The organism is Arthrobacter sp. Y3222053, from assembly GCF_059092805.1.
The window spans coordinates 1-16,755 of record NZ_JBNHIA010000002.1 but is presented as its reverse complement, the minus strand read 5'-3'; the positions used below and the strand labels follow the sequence as shown (position 1 = coordinate 16,755).

Genomic DNA, 16,755 nt, shown 5'->3' with positions numbered 1-16,755 from the left:
TAAGGAAGCGAACCCGTGAACAGCCTGAAGAAGATTGAGTCCTGGCCGGTGGAGAACGCGGCGGCCGCCCTGGTGTCCGCCGACGGCAAGGTCCTCGGCACTGCCGGCGACCAGGACCGCCGCTTTCCGCTGGCCTCGGTGACCAAGCTGCTCAGTGCCTACGCGGTGCTGATTGCCCTCGATGAGGGGGCGCTGGAACTCGACCAGCCTGCCGGGCCGGAGGGCTCCACCGTGCGCCACCTGCTGGCGCACTCGGGTGGATATGACTTCGGCGAGCGCACCGTGCGGTACGAGCCCGGATCCCGCCGGCTGTACTCGAATGCGGGGTTCGAGGTGCTCGGTGAGACCCTTGAGGAGGCCACCGGCATACCGTTCGCCGAGTACCTGTCCCAGGGCGTCCTGCAGCCGCTTGGCATGGCGGGGACCTCCCTCGAGGGTTCTCCGGCTGCCGGTGCGGTGTCCACCGCCGGTGACCTGAGCCGGTTCGCAGCCGAGCTGCAGTCGCCTGCGTTGACCGATCCGGGCCGACTGGCAGAGGCCACCCGGGTGGTCTTTCCCGGGCTGTCGGGTGTCCTTCCCGGCTTCGGCCGGCAGAAGGAGAACGACTGGGGGCTGGGCTTCGAGATCCGTGCCCATAAGGAACCGCACTGGACGGGCACGAAGAGTTCTCCGGCCACGTTCGGCCACTTCGGCCAGTCCGGCACTTTCCTGTGGGTGGATCCGCAGGCGCAGGCCGCACTCATTGGACTGACCGACCGGGACTTCGGCCCCTGGGCTGCAGAAGCGTGGCCTGCGTACACCGACGGCGTGCTCGCCGAGCTGGGCATCGGCTGACAGTACCGGCTGCGCGGGCTTCGCCGGCGCCCGTTGGCTGCGCCCTTCTGTCGGCGCTTCGGCGTCTCGGGCGCCTCCGAACGTCCCTGAACGTCCCTGAACGTTGTCATGCCATCTGCGGGCCTGGTCCCGGTATCTCGGGGCGTTGCCGTGTTTCGGGCAGCAGCGGCGCCATGGATCGGTACCGATGTCCGGTGGGAGTCACGGTCTCCACATCGGACGAACCGGGCCCTGTCACCTCGCTGCTCCAACCGGGAGCTTCCTTCGCCTGGTTGCAGGCTTCGCACAGCCCCTGCCCGTTGGCGGCGGTCGTCGGTCCACCGCGGCTGTGCGGCCGAACGTGATCGATGTGCCGAATCGGTGCCCCGCACCACGGCATCCGGCAGACCTGGTCGCGTACAGCGATGAAACGGGCCAGCGAGGACGGAAAGAGCCGTGCCCGAGAGTCCATGGCCACCAGCTCGCCGGTGCGCGGGGATGCGAACAACCTGCGTATCCATCGCTCCTCCCGTCGGCCGATACCCCGAACATCATCTCGGCTGGGACCTCCGTTCGGGGCCCCTTCGTCGTGGTCGCCGCGCTTCCTACCTGCTCCGGTCCGGGCGCCGTCCGGAGTGCCGCCGCCACTCCACGGCACCCTGACTGTCCCAACAGCGTCCTGGCGGCCACGGCTGCCCGCCTTCCGATCCGGTTCGTTCCCGCTGGTGCCGACGGAGCCGCCTGTCCCGGTGCCGGGACCAGCGGTGCTGTCCCGCCGTGCGCGCACCAGGTTTCGGGCCCATTGGGCAGGGACGGGGCCGTACCCGGGGACCAGGGCGGGTTCGGCATCGCCGGCGAACAGGGTCCTGTCGGTCATGACCAGCTGCACCTCCACCCGTGTCTGCCCGGCGTCGGTCTGTCCGGTAATGCGTTCCACGAGGGTGTCCGCCATGATCTGCCCACGCCCCCGAATGTCACCAGCAGCGCGGAGCCGGTCCGCTTCCCTGCTCAGGGCCGCGTACACACCGACCCCCTGGGCGACGGGCAGCAGCCCGGTCAGGTAGGTCATCGTGTCCGGTGCCGGACGGCAGGAGACGAACCGGTCGGCAGCCGCTTTCGCAGCACGGTTTACGGCAGATTGGGGATCGAGCCGGTACGCGGCCGCCTTCGCCCGACCGATGATCTGCCGATCACCGAGCCGCTCCAGCACCTCCGGGTCCCCGGCAACCTCCTGGTCCACCTGCTGCCGGTCCTCCACGCTAAGGCACGCCGTCTCCCGCACCAGCAGCGTCGCCCTCCATTCACTGATCCGCCCTGCAGACAGCGCCCTGAGCGTGCAGGGCATCTCGGCGGTGAGTGCCTTGGCGAAGCCAAGCAGGCGGCCGCCCCGAGTGGGCGACTCCCTGCGGGCCAAAGCAATCTGTGCGGCCACGCCTCTCCCCTGCTGTTCGCGGGACAGGCCGGCCAAGGCCTGTTGTCGACGCTGAGATTTATCGAATGCGGCCGCAGCTCGGGCCTGCTCGGCAGACGCCGCTGCTTTGAGCTCCTCCAAAGCCCGAATCCGTTCAATCAGCTCTGCATCGGTGTCGGGGCCAGGCTCTGCCGCTGGTCCCGGTCCTCCCGCTGCGATTACCGCTGCTGACGGTGCGGCCGCTGCCGACACCGAAGCGTCGCCGCCTCGTTCCAGGATCTGTTTCCATTCCCGAATACGTTCCGCTCGCAGAGGCCTTGGGTCGGCAGGAGCGCTACCTGCCCGACCGGTAACTGCCCTGGGGCTTCGGCCTACTACCTTTTGGGCCAACTCCGCAGGCTCGGCCACCGGTCCAGCGGCGGGCGGTGGCACGGAAACGACGTCTGACGGCGGCTGCCCGCCGTGCCCGCGAGATCCATCCCATTCGAACATGTGTTCGAGTCTATTGCGGCACCTGCTCCCGGAACAGGTTCAGAGATGCGGGGGCATTACCTCACTCCACGGCGTACGCCTACCCGCCCCGCTGCGGCGTACCCGTCCTCCACAACGCCCCGAAAACCGTGCCCCTCCACAACGCGCTGAAAAGCGCCCGTTCCACGCCGCTTTACGAGCGCCTCTCCCGCTCTACCGGCACGGCGTTCCGCAGCCGCCCTACCAGCGCCCGTTCCGCGGCCTGGGCTGGCACACCGGGCAGCTATACGAGGAGCGGTTCATGAAGGACTCGCGCCGGATCAGCGTCGACAGCCCCCGTTCCTCGCAGCGCGGGCACGGCAGCGCCGCCCGCCCGTAGGCGTTCAGGGATCGGGCAAAGTAGCCGGACGCGCCGTTGACGTTGACATAGAGCGAATCGAAGCTGGTTCCGCCGGCATCGAGAGCACGCGTCATGACGTCCTGCACCGCGTCCAGCAGGCGTTCGGTTTCCGGCCGGCGGATGGTATCGGTGGCGCGGGCATAGTGCAGGCGGGCGGCCCAGAGCGCTTCGTCCGCATAGATGTTTCCGATCCCGCTGACCAGCCCCTGGTCGAGCAGCGCCCTTTTCAGCCCCGTCTTTCGGCGCCGCAGCGCGGCGTGGAAGGCGTCCCGGGAAAAGGCCGGGTCCAGCGGATCCCGGGCAATGTGCGCCGCTTCCTCCGGCACCAGCGCCAGCGGGGTTTCGGCGAGGCCACCCGGCTGTCCATCGGGGGTCGGCACCAGCCGGGAGAGGAACACGCCGCCGAAGATGCGCTGGTCCACGAACCGCAGCTCCGTAGGCAGCGGCGTCCCGTCGGCGTCGTGTGCCTCGCCGAGCACCAGTCGAACCTTCAGGTGCTTCTCATCGGGCTGATGCGGGTCCTCCACCAGCAGCTGGCCGCTCATGCCCAGGTGCGCCATGAGCGCCTGGGTGGGCGGCGTCGTCGGCTGCTCGCCCTCGCCGCGCAGCGGCATCCACAGGAACTTGCCGCGGCGCACGGCATCGAGGACGACGGCGCCCTCCAGGTTTGCGCGCAGGTCCTCGGCGCCGGCGGCGTGCCGGCGGACGGACCGGGCGTCCAGCACCTCCGCCGTTTCGACGGTGCGGCCGCGGACCCAGCGGGCGAGTCCGCGGCGCACCACCTCGACTTCAGGCAGTTCGGGCATGCGGGCTCAGCGTTCGGCGGCGTGCGAGGCCGGTGCGGCTGCGGAAGTGCGCACGGTGTCGGCCAGGCCGGAATCGGTCCGGGCAGCTGCCTGTTCCTCAGCGCTGCGCAGCAGCTTCCAGGACGCGGCCGCGGCTTCCTGCTCGGCTTCCTTCTTCGAGTGGCCGGTGCCGCTGCCGTAGGGCCGGCCTCCGATCACCAGGACGGCTTCGAAGCTGCGGGCATGGTCCGGGCCCGAACCGTTCACCTGGTATTCGATGTCGCCGAGCTTTCGGGCGGCGGCGATCTCCTGGATGCTGGTCTTCCAGTCGGTGCCGGCGCCGAGGGCCTCGGTGTCGGCCAGCAGCGGGCCAATCAGGCGCATCACCATGGCCCGGGCGGCTTCAATGCCGTTGGTCAGGTAGACGGCGCCGATGATGGCTTCCGTGGTGTCGGCAAGGATCGAGGCCTTGTCGCGGCCGTTGGTCAGCTTCTCCCCCTGGCCGAGGAGGATGTACTGGCCCAGCCCGAGGTCGCGGGCGATCCCGGCGAGGGCACGCGTGCTGACGACGGCGGAGCGGCGCTTGGCGAGCTCGCCCTCGGAAAGGTCCGGGTGGTCCCGGAAAAGCGCGTCCGTCACGGAGAAGCCGAGAATGGAATCGCCCAGGAATTCGAGGCGTTCGTTCGTGGGAATGCCGCCGTGTTCGTAGGCGTAGGAGCGATGTGTGAGCGCAAGACGAAGCGTCTCGGCGTCGATGTCGACGCCGAGACGCTTCGTAAGCTCTTCAGTGTTCTTCACTTTTGAGATTCGACCTGAAAAGCGGTGCAGTGCCGGCCCTTCTCCGGGAAGGCCCGGCGGACACCGGTCTTAGACGTCTGCGACCTTGCGTCCCTTGTATTCAAGGAACAGCGCGGTACCGGCCGAGTCGGTGACAACCTTGGCCTGGTGCGGCAGGCTGTAGGTCACGCGGCCGTTCTCGACGGTCTTGACCAGGTTGGGCGCAGTGGCCTTCCACTGGGACCGACGGGCACGTGTATTCGCGCGGGACATCTTCCGCTTGGGAACAGCCACGACTAACTCTCTTCTCTCTCGTCTGACTCTGTACTTGTTGCCGCTTCCGCGGTCATGCCAGCCAGCCCGGCGAGGGCTGCCCAGCGAGGATCCACGACCTCATGGTGGTGCTCCGGATCCTCTTCAAGGCTGGCTCCGCATTCGGAGCAGAGGCCTCTGCAGTCCTCCCGGCACACCGGCTGGAACGGCAGGGTGGTTACCACTGCGTCCCTCAGTGCCGGTTCAAGGTCGATGCTATCCTGCTCGATCCGGCGCTGCTCCTCTTCCTCTTCGAAGGACTCAGCGTCCTCGTAGTAGAAGAGTTCCTGCACGTCGACTTCCTGGTCATACGCGAGGGGCTTCAGGCACCGTCCGCATTCGCCCCGGATGGGAGCGACCACGGTTCCCGATACCAAAATCCCTTCGTGCACGGCCTCGAGCCTCAGGTCCAGATCAAGTTCCGAACCCTCGTCGACGCCGATCAGCGCCACACCGAAATCCTTCGGTGCCGGCACATGTTCCTGCATGGTTCGCATGGTCCCCGGGCTGCGCCCGAGGTCCTTGACGTTGACCGTCAGGGGCGAACCCGGATTTGTCCGCGAATGAACGCTAATGAGAACTCCTGTAGAACATAGACCGACATATCATCTTAGCCTGAGTCGGCCCCCAGACCCAAACCGGCGCCTGCGCCGACTGTCCGGGCCCTGCCCTGCGGGCCGGATACCATCTCCATCCTAGCGCGGGCCCTGCCGCGAAGGCAGCCGGGCGCCTCCCAGGCGGACGACGACGGCGCGCGGACACCGGCGGACGGCCGCCGGTGCGCTCCCCCGGTTCAGGCAGCGGCGGCTTCCTGCCCTAAGGTTGCGGTGTGCCCAGCTCCACCTTTGTCGGTCCCCGCCTGCGCCGCCGCCTGCTCTCCGCGGCCGCGGCCCTGATGTGCGTGGCGTTTCTGTGGCTGTTCACCTCGATCAACCTGTTCCGTTTTCCGCACCCGGACCAGCCTCCGGAGTCGGCGGACGCCGTCGTCGTGCTGGCGGGCGCGGCGGAGGAGCGGCTGGACGTCGGCCGGCAGCTGTGGTGGGAGGGCCGGGCACCGGTCCTGGTGCTCTCGACCACCGATACCCCCGGAAACCAGCGGACCGATGTGCTGTGCGATCACGGCACCAACCCCCGGGTCGTCTGCTTCAGCCCCGACCCGATGACCACCCGCGGCGAGGCGCGCGCCGTCGCCCGGCTGGCCGCGGAGAACGGATGGGACGAGCTGATCGTGGTGACCTCGCGCTACCACCTGGTGCGGGCGCAGGCAAACCTCGAGCAGTGCAGCGGGGCGGACATCACCATGGCGGCCTCGGAGCCCGATCTGGGCCCCGGCCAGTGGCTGTCCCGCTTCGTCGAGGAGTCGGCGGGCACGGCGGCGGCGCTGCTGCGCCCTGCGTGCGCGAACGCGATCTGAGCGGACCGCCGCCCCGGCGCCTCTCCCCGGTCAGTCGCCCGTCAGCCGCTTGTGCACGCCGTGAGGCACATATTCCGTAATATCGCCGCCCAGGCCGGCCACTTCCTTGATCAGGGTGGAGGACAGGTGCGTGTAGCCGCTCTCCGCCGGCAGGAAGACGGTTTCGACGCCGGTGAGGTGGCGGTTCATCATGGCCATCGGCAGCTCGTACTGGTAGTCCTGCGTGGAACGGATTCCCTTGACGATGGCGTTGGCGCCGTGTTCGCGGCAGAACTCCGCCAGCAGGCCCTCGCCCATGGGCACCACGCGCACGCCGGCGAGCGCGCGCACCGATTCGCTCACCATCTCCAGGCGCTGCTCGTCGGTGAACCGGTACTTCTTGGCGTAGTTCGTCGACACGGCCACGATCACCTCGTCGAAGAGGTTCGCGGCACGCGCGATGATCTCCAGGTGTCCGTTGTGGATGGGGTCATATGAGCCGGGGCACACTGCACGTTGCATCCCACGAATCTACCAAGCCGGCCCGTCACCGCCAGCCGCCCGTAATGACAAACCGCGCCGTCCGCGCGTCGGCACGCAATACTGGAGGACATGACCGACTCGAACGCAGACACTCCCCTGGCCCTTTCCGGTTCCGCTCCGGCACCCTGGCAGCGCACCGCCGCCGGCGCCAACCTGCTGGGGCCGGGCGGGACCCTGGGGACCGTCATTTTCGAGGAGATCACCGGACTCGCTTCCCGCCACGGTGCCATCAACCTGGGCCAGGGCTTCCCTGATGAGGACGGGCCGGCGCCGGTACTGGAGGCGGCCCGCGACGCCATCGCCTCCGGACACAACCAGTACGCGCCGGGGCAGGGCCTGCCGGTGCTCCGCGAGGCCATCGCCGCGCACCAGGAGCGGTTCTACGGGCTGCGCCTGGACCCGGCCACGGAGATCACGGTTTCCACCGGGGCCACCGAGGCCATCGCTTCCGCCCTGCTGGCCCTGTGCGGGCCCGGCGACGAGGTGCTCACCTTCGAGCCCTTCTACGACTCCTACGGCGCCGTCATCGGCCTCACCGGCGCGGACCACGTCACGGTGCCGCTGCACGCCCCGGATTTCCTGCCCGACGACGGTCAGCTGGCCGCCGCCTTCAGCGACCGGACCCGGGTGGTGCTCATCAACAACCCGCACAACCCCACCGGCACCGTCTTTCCCGCGGACCTGCTGCAGCGCGTCGTCGACCTGGCGGCCCGCCACTCAGCTGTGATCGTCACCGACGAGGTGTACGAACACCTCACCTTCGGGGCACCCCACGTTCCGGTGGCGACCCTGGACGGAGCCGCGGAGCGGACCCTGACCATTTCCTCGGCCGGCAAGACGTTCTCGGTGACCGGGTGGAAGGTCGGCTGGCTGAGCGGTCCCGCGGAGCTGGTGGCGGCGGTGCGCACGGTCAAGTCCTACCTCAGCTACACCTCCGGCACCCCCTTCCAGATCGCCGTCGCGCAGGCCCTGGCGCTGCCGACGTCGTTCTTCACCGGCACCGCCGCCGTCCTGGGCGCAAAGCGGGACCTGCTCAGCGAGGGCCTGCGGGCGGCCGGGCTGGGCGTGTATCGGCCGCAGGGGACCTACTTCGTGATGGCCGACGTCGCTCCGCTGGGCTTCGAGGACGCCACCGAGCTGGCCCGCCGGCTGCCGGAACTGATCGGCGTCGCGGCGATCCCGGTCGCACCGTTCTGCCATGACGAGGGCGCCGAACGGACCCGGACGCTGCTCCGGTTCGCCTTCTGCAAGAAGACCGATGTGCTCACCGAGGCCGCCGACCGGCTGGCCAAGCTGGGCGCCGCCCTGTGACCGGGAGCGGCGGCAGCGCACGGCATCCCTCGAGGCTGCTGCGCGGCATCGGCGCCCACGCGGTGATCCATCCGGACGGGTACAGCGACGGCGCGTGGGTCCTGAGCATCGGCGGCGCGGAGCAGTCGCACGTGGATCTGGCCCGGCCACAGGAGATCTTCTACGAGTACCTGCGGCGGATCGGCAACGTACTGGACCTGGCCGCTCCCCCGGGCCGGCCGCTGCGGGCGCTGCACCTGGGCGCCGGCGCCCTGACCTTGGCCCGCTACCTGCAGGCTACCCGCCCGGGCTCTGAGCAGCACGCGGTTGAGCTGGAGCGCGAGCTGCTGGACTTCGTCCTGGCGCATCTGCCGCTGCCGGAGGGCACCCGGCTGGAGCCGGTGATCGGCGACGCGCGGGAGGAACTGGAGCGGTACGCTCCCGGCTCGTTCGACGCCGTCGTGCTCGATGTCTTCGCGGGCGCGGATGCGCCGGGCCACCTGACCGAGCCCGCGTACTACGCGCAGCTGCTCTCGCTGCTGACGGAGTCCGGCGTGCTGCTGGTGAACGTCGGCGACGATCCGCCGCTGGCGTTCGCGCGTGCCCAGGTGCGGGCCCTGCAGGAAGCCGTGGAATCGGCGCGGCCCGACGCCGGCGTCGCGGCGCTGGCCGAACGCAGCATGTTCTCCGGCCGTTATCCGGGCAACATCGTGCTGGCCGTCGCGGCGGCGGGCTGGCCCGAAGAGTGGACCGGTGCGCTGCTGGCCGCCGGGCCGCATCCGGCAGCGGTGCTTACCGGCGAGGAACTGGACCGCTTCGCGGGCTGAACGGCCGCCGGGATCAGGCCTGTTCGTCGGCGGCTTCTCCGGGCTCAGCGGGTTCAGCAAACCAGAGCACGGTCTCGCCGTACTTCCGGTCCGCGAAACGTTCCAGGCCCGCGGGCCACTGGGGTTCGGGTGAGCGGGCGGAACGCTCGACCACGACGACGGCGCCGTCGGCCAGGTGCCCGGCCAACTGCGCCAGGACGGTGCCGAGGTCGGGCTCGGCGTCACCGTAGGGCGGGTCAAGGAACACCAGGTCCCAGGTGAGCCCCGCCGGGACGCGGGCCAGGTAGGTCTCGACCTTGGCCCGGTGGACGGAGACCCGCGGGGCGCCGAGCCTGTCGTTGATGAGGCCCGCGTTGCGCCGGCAGACGGCGGCGGCCTTCTCGGCCGCCTCCACCAGATCCACTGCGGCGGCGCCGCGGCTGGCGCTTTCCAGGCCGAGGGCACCCGAGCCGGAATACAGGTCAAGCACCCGCGCGCCGTCGAGCACGCCGTAGGACTCAAGCCGGGAGAACAGCGCTTCCTTGACCCGGTCGGTGGTCGGGCGGGTGTTGTCCCCGGGAACGGCTGCCAGGGTGGTGCCGCCGGCGGTTCCGGCGATGATGCGGCTCATGATTCAACCTTATCCGCCGGCGGTGGAAGCATGTTTCCGTCGGCAGCGGCGGTGTGCGGTCAACCGCGGTCGAGGAAGGCCTGCGCCTCGGGGTCCAGGTAGCGCGAAATGGCGCCCGCGAGCGCGGGAAACTCCGCCAGTTCCGGGTCCTGGCGGATCAGCAGCTGGGCGTCGTCACGCGCCTGCGCGATCAGGGCCTCGTCCTGCACGGCGCGGAGCAGGCGCAGGGTGGAGCGGCCGCCGGACTGCGCGGCACCGAGGATGTCGCCCTCGCGGCGCAGCTCAAGGTCCCGGCGCGAGAGTTCGAAGCCGTCGGTGGTGGAGGCGACGGCGTCGAGCCGTTCCCGGCTGGGGTGCCCGTTCTCGAGCCCGGTGACCAGCAGGCAGGTGCCGGGCAGCCCGCCCCGGCCGACCCGGCCGCGCAGCTGGTGCAGCTGGGATATACCGAACCGGTCGGCGTCGAGGATCACCATGAGCGTGGCGTTGGGAACGTCCACTCCCACTTCGATCACCGTGGTGGCCACCAGCAGGTCCACCGTCCCGCGGTTGAAGCCCCCCATGACGGCGGCCTTTTCCTGCGGTTCCATCCTGCCGTGCAGCATGCCGATCCGGGTTCCGGCCAGCGCCGGCAGCGACGCGAGCCGCTCGTAGACGGCTGCAACGGAGGCCAGCTCACGCTGGGCTGCCGTTCCGGCCGGATCCGCCGTTCCCGGCAGCAGTCCCGGATCGGAGCCGGGTTCCTCCTCCCGGTCGCCGATCTTGGGGCACACCACGTAGACCTGCCGCCCGGCGTCGATCTCCTCGCGCGCCCGCTGCCAGATGCGTGCCTCCCAGCCCGGATGGTCCGCCAGCGGGGCCAGGTGCGTACTGATCGGCGCGCGGCCGGCGGGCAGCTCGGCAAGGGTGCTGACCTCCAGGTCGCCGAACACGGTCATGGCGACGGTGCGCGGAATGGGCGTGGCGGTCATGACCAGCAGGTGCGGGGTGCTGCGGCCTCGGCTGCGCAGGACGTCACGCTGCTCGACGCCGAACCGGTGCTGTTCATCCACGACCACCAGGCCCAGGTCGGCGAACTGGACGTTCTCGGACAACAGGGCGTGGGTGCCCACCACGATCCCAGCCTCGCCGCTGGCGATGTCCAGCATCGCCGCACGCCGCTGGGCGGTGGGCATGGAGCCGGTGAGCAACCGCACGCGGGTGCCTTCGTCGTCGCCGCCGAGCAGGCCGCCCTCCGCCAGCGGGCCGAGCGTGCGGGTGATGGAGGCATAGTGCTGTGCGGCGAGGACTTCGGTGGGGGCGAGCAGGGCCGCCTGCCCGCCGGCGTCGATCACCTGGAGCATGGCCCGCAGCGCCACCAGGGTCTTTCCGGAGCCGACCTCGCCCTGCAGCAGCCGGTTCATTGGATGCGGACGGGCGAGGTCCGCGCTGATCTGCTGCCCGACGTCGGTCTGTCCGGCGGTGAGCGTGAACGGCAGGTCGGCGTCGAACCGGTCCAGCAGCCCGCCCTCCCGGGACGGGCGGGCGGTGGCGTCCTCCAGCTCGGTGAGCGCACGACGTCGGGCCAGCTCGGCCTGCAGCACCAGGGCCTCCTGGTAGCGGAAGCGGTGACGGGCGCGGTAGGCGTCGGAGAGCTCGGCGGGCCGGTGGATCATCTCGAAGGCCTCGACCATGCGGGGCAGCCCGTCGCGGCGGCGGATCCGCTCCGGCACCGGGTCCGTCAGGGATGCGCCCTGCAGGCCGTCGAGCAGGACGGCGACGGCGTCGGCGATCTTCGGGCTGGCCAGCGCGGCGGTGGCGGGATAGACCGGGATGGGCCGGCGCGCGATGTCCTCGTCGAGGTCGGCGTCTTCGTCAAGCACCACGTACGTGGGGTTGGTCAGGGTGAGGTGGTCACGGTAGGCGCCCACCTTGCCGGAGAAGAGCGCCCGGACGCCGACCCGGAGTTCCTTCTCCGCCTTGTACCCGTTGAAGAAGCTCAGGTGCAGCCGGCCGAGCGTGCCGTCGGTGTCGTCGGTGACCACCACCTCCAGGAGCATGCCCTTGCGGGTGCGCATCCGGCGGGAGTTGGCGCTCTGTACGCGGGCGATCAGGGAGACGTCCTCGTCGTAGGGCAGCTCGGCGATCGGCGTCAGCTCGCCGCGTTCAAGATAGCGGCGTGGGAAGTGGTGCAGCAGGTCGCCCACCGTTTTCAGGCCCAGCTGCTTCTCCAGCTTCGCGGCCGAGGCCTTGCCCAGCCGGCGGTCCAGCGGAAAATCGAGTTCAGCGGGCAGGTCAGACGTCATGGGTCTCGGGGATCTCCCGCGTTTCGTGTCCGTCGGCGGAGAGCTCGGTGATGGTGACGTTGGTGGGTTCCCCCACGCTGCGCAGGGCGTCCAGCGCGGAGCCGGCATCGGGGGTGTGCACGTGCACCCGCCAGCGGTAGCCCTCCCCCACCGGCTCCACGGCGCTCATGATCACCGACTCGCCGAGTTCGTCCAGCTGCAGGCGCAGGGTGGCTGCGTCGAGCGGGCTGAGGGTGATCGTGCACATGACCTCCACGCCCTCCATCTGCGGCTGCTCGGAGTGGATGTGCGGTGCCTGCACGTCGTAGCCGTGCAGGCCGTCGAGCAGCTCCTCCTGCAGCTCCTCACCGAGGGCCGCGGCACGCAGCGCGTCGAGGATCAGCAGGAAGCCCACCCCGCCGGCGTCCACCACCCGGGCAGCGGCAAGTTCATCGAGCTGCTGCTCGGTGTGCACGACGGCGGCCAGCGCCCCGGTCACCATCGCCCGCAGACTGACGGCGAGCGCGACGTTGCTGTCATCGCCGGTCTTCGCGCCCTCCTGTTCGGACACTATGCGGGCGGCTTCCTCGAGCACGGAGAGCATGGTGCCGGGCACCGGATCGCTGAGCACGGACCAGGAGCGCAGCTGCGCGCGCTGCAGGGCCGCCGCCAGCAACGGGGCGGACAGCCGGGTGTGCCCGTGCAGGGGTTCCGACATGGAGGTGAGGAAGACCGACAGCAGGGTGCCGGAGTTGCCCCGCGCCTGCTCCATGGCGGCCCGGCCGGCGGTGCCGAGCAGTTCACCGATGTCCGTAGTCTCCAGCGATTCGACCGCTTCAGTGGCCGCGCAGAGGGTGCGGTACAGGTTGGTGCCGGTGTCGCCGTCTGCTACCGGAAAGATGTTGATGGCGTTAAGGCGGTCGCTGTGGTTGCCCAAGGACACTTCGGCGTTGCTCAACCATCGCTTCAGCGCTTGCGCATTGGCGGTGATCTTATTCTGCAAAACGGTTCCGTTCCATGCTGGCCTGCCTTCCGGCTGGCGGGCGCCGTTGCCCGCAGCCCCTTTTGTCAGTGTTGAGCCTACCGCAGGGCACCGACACCGTTCGAGGTCCCCGCGGGCCGACAGGCCGGCGGAACGACGGGCGGGCGGAACGACGGGCGGGAAGCCGGTTTACTCGCAACCACGCCTCCACCACGCAAATATCACTCGTGGTCATGTCCGCCAACCAGACATACACTCAGCCGCATTCCGCGCCGCCGTGAGCTGCGCGCGCCAAGTCCGAGGAGTCGCAATGGGGGAATCACCACCGCTTGTGATGCCCGTGTACGGGACGAGGCCGGAGGCCATCAAAATGGCCCCGATCATCAAGGAACTGCGGTCCAGGACGACCGTCGAAGCGTTCGTCACCGTCACCGGCCAGCACCGGGCCATGCTCGACCAGGTCAACGACCTGTTCGGCATAGTCCCGGATCACGACCTCAATATCTTCCAGCCCGGGCAGAGCCTCAACGGGATCCTCACCCGCACCCTGGACGGGCTGGACAAGCTGTTCAGCGTGAACCGGCCGGACGTGGTGCTGGTGCAGGGCGATACGACCACGTCCCTGGGCGCCGCGTTGGCGGCTTTCCATCAGGGCATCCCGATCGTCCACGTGGAGGCGGGCCTGCGCAGCGGCAACCCCTGGTCGCCCTTTCCTGAAGAGGGAAACCGCAAACTGATCAGCACGATCGCGTCCCTGCACCTGGCGCCCACCGAGGGCAGCCGACGGAACCTGCTCCGCGAGAACGTCCGTCCCGAAGACATCGTGGTCACGGGCAACACCGTCATCGACGCCCTGTTCCGCACCGTTGCCCGGGATGTTCCCTTCCGCGACCCCGCACTGGAGCGCCTCGCGGCCTCGGGGCGGCAGATCCTGCTGGTCACCACCCACCGCAGGGAAAACCAGGGAGAGGCCATGCGCGGAGTGGGCCGGGCACTTGCCCGGCTCGCGGCCGAGGAGCCTGACCTCGCCGTGGTGCTCCCTGCCCACGCCAATCCCGCCGTCCGCGGGGCACTGCTGCCGGCGGTGCAGGAGAGCCCCAATGTCCTGGTCACGGATCCCCTGCCGTACGGAGAGTTCTGCCGTCTGCTGTCCATCTCCTACCTGGCCCTCACGGATTCCGGCGGCATCCAGGAGGAAGCGCCCAGCCTGGGGGTTCCCGTCCTGGTCATGAGGGACAACACCGAACGTCCCGAAGCCGTGGAGGCCGGAACCGCCAGGCTGGTGGGAACGGATGAAGCCCGGATCGTCGCCGAAGTCCAGGCGCTGCTCCGCGACAGCGGCAGCTACCGCCGTATGGCGGCGGCGGTCAATCCCTACGGCGTCGGGGCGGCGGCCCGGGCCAGCGTTGCCGCCATCGAACGGCTCCTCGGCCTTGAGGACCGAAGGACGCAGCGGGCCTAGCCGGAAAGGACTGCTTTCCAGTCAGCGATGAACCGCTCCTTTGAGTACTGGTCCTGAATGGACCGCGCGGCCAGCGACATTTCCTGGGTCAGCCCTGGGTCCGACAATCCCAGGATCAGCGCATCCGCCAGTTCGGTTTCGTTTCCATGTTCCACGAGAAAACCGTTGACGCCGTTCTGCACCATTTCCCTCGGGCCGTATTTAATGTCGTAGGCGACCGGAACACATCCTGCCGCCATGCTTTCCGCCAGGGAAAGGCAGAATCCCTCGTAATCCGAGGCCACTATGGACATGGCCGCGCCAAGGAAAACGGTTTCCGCATCCGCGGCGAAACCGGCGATGCCCACGGATTCCGCGAGCCCCAGGTCGCTGATTGCCTTGGCCATCGCCTCCTCGGAGCTGCCCCTCCCGTAAAAGACCAGCTTGGCCTCGGGCACGGCGTCGACCACCCGTCGGAACGCCCGGACCGCGGCCAGCTGCCCCTTGATGTCCTCGAACCTTCCGACCATGACCACTTTCCGGCCGTCCCGGGGAGCATCGCGCGAGACGGCCGGAACGTAGTGCGGGATGGTGTGCAGCGATGGAAGCCTGCCATGCGATTTCCACAGGTCCCGTCGCTGCTCCTCCGTCAGCACCACTACGTGCCGGCAGTCGGCCAGGTGGTTGAACAGGTCCGCCATCTCCGGGCGTACGGGTGCGCCGTACCGGTACGGCTTCGACAGGTGGTTGTTGTGGACCGTGTAGACCACCCGGGCATCGAACTCGCGCTCGAGCGCCGTCAGCGCAGCGCGTCGGCTGCCGTATTCGGAGATGATGGTCGGAGCGGACGTGCCCGGCAGCACAAAGTACCGCATCCAGTAGTGGAAAACGTCGACCATGCTCCGGCACTCAAAGCTGTCCGACGTGCGTGGATACAGCTCCAGCCCCAGGATGCGCTGGCTTGCTTCATCACGGGATTCCTCGAGGAAACATCTGCCCCGCCGGTCAACGTAGCGGACCACCTGCGGCTTGCCGGTACTGCCCATGATGTCGATTCGGCAGGGGCGGCCCCGCGAATCGTGCCAAATGCGTCGCGTATGGGCTCCGTCGTCAAGATGGTCGATGAACACCACGCGGTCCCCCCGCAGCAGGACGCGGTGCCGATACTGTCCCTCGAACCGCCCGGCCAGGGCATCGGTACGCCCGCCCATCGCCTGGTAGGTCCAGCCTTCTCCGCCCAGGGGAGTCTCGTACGGCTCGTCCGCAGGGTAAAGCCGCTGCCCGGCAAGGTCATGGAACATGTAGCGCACCGTAATCGCGCCGCCGATCCTCCTGTGATCCAACAGCTCCCGCGTCTGGTCGTCGTAGTCGGCGGAGAAGTGGTCGACGAGGATCTCGGTGCTGATCCCTGCTTCGGCAAAGGCCTCTGCCCGCCGCAGCACGGACATCGCCAGGCCTGTGGGCCGGCCCGGAAGGACTCCGATCATGGCCACGTACACGTGTCTGTTCTCCATGCCGCGCTCCTGGGGTGGACGTTGTTTCGGGGATGGACCTGGCTGAACTTTAGGGGCGGATTCGCCGCATATTCCACGTAGCTTTTTCGGTTGGCCACCGCCCGACCGGGGACTATCATCCCCGCATGGTGCAGCTGAATACGCTCTCGACGTATAAGGATGACAACGGAAACCGCATCCTCTACTCCGGCCCGAACCTTTCCGGAGTGCATATAGACTTCCGCGGATCCGGCAACACGATCGAGGCCGCCGGAAACATCCGCCCCGGAAAACTGAATGTGACCTTTGACTGCGACAACGGGACGCTGCGCCTCGGTGGGAGCCGTTTCGGAACTTTTTCCGCCTTTATCCGGGTCGGTCAGGACTCGCTGGTGTCCATTGGCGAAAACGTCACGACCACCAACAGCTGCGTGATCTCCGCCGTGGAGGGCACCGCCGTAACCATCGGCGACGACGTCATGCTGGCCAGCGAAAACGAGCTGCGCGCTGATGACGGGCATGCCATCTTCGACATCGCATCGGGAAAACGCGTGAACTGGTCAAAGGACATCTCGGTGGGCAACCACGTATGGCTGGCGAAGCGGGCGGTGCTGCTCGGAGGTGCCGAGGTCGGTGACGGCAGCGTCATTGGCTTTGCCTCGCTGGTTACCGGGCCGGTACCCAACAACTGCGTGGCCGTAGGCTCCCCGGCCCGCGTCGTCCGGCGCGACATCGCCTGGGAACGCCCGCACCTGTCCAGGGCACGTCCGTTCTACAAGCCGGACGCCTCCACGGTCACCCGGTCGCCCTACTGGAATCCGACCCGGCCCGCTGACACCCCGGCCTAGCTGTAACTCTTACGGTCGTTGTGAACGCGTTCTATGGGTGAGCGTCCCTCGATCCCGGTATGGGGTCGGTGATAATTGTAGTGATGGAGCCAGGCATC

Annotated in this window: 16 protein-coding genes; 6 read left to right on the top strand and 10 right to left on the bottom strand. The window is 68.8% G+C overall.

Annotated elements, in window-relative coordinates; all coding sequences use genetic code 11:
* Nucleotides 1-15: 15 nt before the first annotated feature.
* Nucleotides 16-834: a serine hydrolase domain-containing protein gene (locus AC5RUW_RS04315; protein WP_494159577.1), complete on the top strand. Its 819-nt coding sequence runs from the start codon at nucleotides 16-18 to the stop codon at nucleotides 832-834.
* 106 nt (nucleotides 835-940) lie between these two features.
* On the opposite strand, the gene AC5RUW_RS04310 is transcribed toward AC5RUW_RS04315, so the two are convergent.
* The 5 genes from AC5RUW_RS04310 to AC5RUW_RS04290 all read right to left on the bottom strand — a co-directional run bounded on the left by AC5RUW_RS04310 (nucleotide 941) and on the right by AC5RUW_RS04290 (nucleotide 5,508).
* Nucleotides 941-2,365 (bottom strand): HNH endonuclease, encoded by a 1,425-nt coding sequence (locus AC5RUW_RS04310; RefSeq protein WP_494159576.1) that lies wholly within the window; start codon nucleotides 2,363-2,365, stop codon nucleotides 941-943.
* Nucleotides 2,366-2,935: 570 nt separating this feature from the next.
* A complete protein-coding gene (gene mutM, locus AC5RUW_RS04305) occupies nucleotides 2,936-3,901 on the bottom strand; it encodes a bifunctional DNA-formamidopyrimidine glycosylase/DNA-(apurinic or apyrimidinic site) lyase (RefSeq protein ID WP_494159575.1) in 966 nt (321 codons plus the stop codon).
* 6 nt (nucleotides 3,902-3,907) lie between these two features.
* Nucleotides 3,908-4,678, bottom strand: coding sequence for a ribonuclease III (rnc, locus tag AC5RUW_RS04300; protein ID WP_494159574.1), 771 nt, complete (start codon nucleotides 4,676-4,678; stop codon nucleotides 3,908-3,910).
* Nucleotides 4,679-4,747: 69 nt separating this feature from the next.
* Nucleotides 4,748-4,951, bottom strand: coding sequence for a 50S ribosomal protein L32 (rpmF, locus tag AC5RUW_RS04295; protein ID WP_146364453.1), 204 nt, complete (start codon nucleotides 4,949-4,951; stop codon nucleotides 4,748-4,750).
* 2 nt (nucleotides 4,952-4,953) lie between these two features.
* The gene (locus AC5RUW_RS04290; protein WP_494160187.1) at nucleotides 4,954-5,508 is read right to left on the bottom strand and encodes a YceD family protein; all 555 of its coding nucleotides are present in this window, start codon (nucleotides 5,506-5,508) and stop codon (nucleotides 4,954-4,956) included.
* Nucleotides 5,509-5,798: 290 nt separating this feature from the next.
* Here AC5RUW_RS04290 and AC5RUW_RS04285 point away from each other — a divergent pair, with 290 nt between their 5' ends.
* A complete protein-coding gene (locus AC5RUW_RS04285) occupies nucleotides 5,799-6,383 on the top strand; it encodes a YdcF family protein (protein ID WP_494159573.1) in 585 nt (194 codons plus the stop codon).
* Between the two features lie 30 nt (nucleotides 6,384-6,413).
* On the opposite strand, the gene coaD is transcribed toward AC5RUW_RS04285, so the two are convergent.
* The gene (gene coaD / locus AC5RUW_RS04280; RefSeq protein WP_494159572.1) at nucleotides 6,414-6,884 is read right to left on the bottom strand and encodes a pantetheine-phosphate adenylyltransferase; all 471 of its coding nucleotides are present in this window, start codon (nucleotides 6,882-6,884) and stop codon (nucleotides 6,414-6,416) included.
* Between the two features lie 90 nt (nucleotides 6,885-6,974).
* Between coaD and AC5RUW_RS04275 the strand changes: the two genes are divergently transcribed.
* Nucleotides 6,975-8,216: an aminotransferase class I/II-fold pyridoxal phosphate-dependent enzyme gene (locus AC5RUW_RS04275; protein ID WP_494159571.1), complete on the top strand. Its 1,242-nt coding sequence runs from the start codon at nucleotides 6,975-6,977 to the stop codon at nucleotides 8,214-8,216.
* Complete coding sequence (locus AC5RUW_RS04270) at nucleotides 8,213-9,022, top strand: spermidine synthase (protein ID WP_494159570.1); 810 nt, start codon at nucleotides 8,213-8,215, stop codon at nucleotides 9,020-9,022. Before AC5RUW_RS04275 ends, AC5RUW_RS04270 begins: the two co-directional genes overlap by 4 nt.
* Nucleotides 9,023-9,035: 13 nt before the next feature.
* On the opposite strand, the gene rsmD is transcribed toward AC5RUW_RS04270, so the two are convergent.
* Genes rsmD through AC5RUW_RS04255 form a run of 3 tightly spaced genes read right to left on the bottom strand, consistent with a single transcriptional unit; the run spans nucleotide 9,036 to nucleotide 12,851 of the window.
* Nucleotides 9,036-9,632, bottom strand: a complete 597-nt coding sequence (gene rsmD / locus AC5RUW_RS04265) for a 16S rRNA (guanine(966)-N(2))-methyltransferase RsmD (protein WP_494159569.1) — start codon at nucleotides 9,630-9,632, stop codon at nucleotides 9,036-9,038.
* A 59-nt stretch (nucleotides 9,633-9,691) separates the two neighbouring features.
* Nucleotides 9,692-11,914, bottom strand: coding sequence for an ATP-dependent DNA helicase RecG (locus AC5RUW_RS04260; protein ID WP_494159568.1), 2,223 nt, complete (start codon nucleotides 11,912-11,914; stop codon nucleotides 9,692-9,694).
* On the bottom strand, nucleotides 11,904-12,851 hold the full coding sequence (locus tag AC5RUW_RS04255) for a DAK2 domain-containing protein (RefSeq protein ID WP_494159567.1): 948 nt from the start codon (nucleotides 12,849-12,851) through the stop codon (nucleotides 11,904-11,906). Before AC5RUW_RS04255 ends, AC5RUW_RS04260 begins: the two co-directional genes overlap by 11 nt.
* 334 nt (nucleotides 12,852-13,185) lie before the next feature.
* Here AC5RUW_RS04255 and wecB point away from each other — a divergent pair, with 334 nt between their 5' ends.
* Nucleotides 13,186-14,337, top strand: coding sequence for a non-hydrolyzing UDP-N-acetylglucosamine 2-epimerase (gene wecB, locus AC5RUW_RS04250; RefSeq protein WP_494159566.1), 1,152 nt, complete (start codon nucleotides 13,186-13,188; stop codon nucleotides 14,335-14,337).
* On the opposite strand, the gene AC5RUW_RS04245 is transcribed toward wecB, so the two are convergent.
* Nucleotides 14,334-15,830: a glycosyltransferase gene (locus tag AC5RUW_RS04245; protein ID WP_494159565.1), complete on the bottom strand. Its 1,497-nt coding sequence runs from the start codon at nucleotides 15,828-15,830 to the stop codon at nucleotides 14,334-14,336. The genes wecB and AC5RUW_RS04245 overlap by 4 nt on opposite strands.
* Nucleotides 15,831-15,955: 125 nt before the next feature.
* On the opposite strand from AC5RUW_RS04245, the gene AC5RUW_RS04240 reads away from it, so the two are divergent.
* Nucleotides 15,956-16,657, top strand: coding sequence for an acyltransferase (locus tag AC5RUW_RS04240; protein ID WP_494159564.1), 702 nt, complete (start codon nucleotides 15,956-15,958; stop codon nucleotides 16,655-16,657).
* The last annotated feature ends 98 nt before the right edge of the window (nucleotides 16,658-16,755 follow it).

Bases quoted from the DNA above. Each gene is read 5' to 3' on its own strand.
- wecB (WP_494159566.1), top strand. From the start codon at position 13,186: ATGGGGGAATCACCACCGCTTGTGATGCCCGTGTACGGGACGAGGCCG.
- AC5RUW_RS04260 (WP_494159568.1), bottom strand. From the start codon at position 11,914: ATGACGTCTGACCTGCCCGCTGAACTCGATTTTCCGCTGGACCGCCGG.
- coaD (WP_494159572.1), bottom strand. From the start codon at position 6,884: ATGCAACGTGCAGTGTGCCCCGGCTCATATGACCCCATCCACAACGGA.
- rsmD (WP_494159569.1), bottom strand. From the start codon at position 9,632: ATGAGCCGCATCATCGCCGGAACCGCCGGCGGCACCACCCTGGCAGCC.
- AC5RUW_RS04245 (WP_494159565.1), bottom strand. From the start codon at position 15,830: ATGGAGAACAGACACGTGTACGTGGCCATGATCGGAGTCCTTCCGGGC.
- mutM (WP_494159575.1), bottom strand. From the start codon at position 3,901: ATGCCCGAACTGCCTGAAGTCGAGGTGGTGCGCCGCGGACTCGCCCGC.
- AC5RUW_RS04275 (WP_494159571.1), top strand. From the start codon at position 6,975: ATGACCGACTCGAACGCAGACACTCCCCTGGCCCTTTCCGGTTCCGCT.
- AC5RUW_RS04240 (WP_494159564.1), top strand. From the start codon at position 15,956: ATGGTGCAGCTGAATACGCTCTCGACGTATAAGGATGACAACGGAAAC.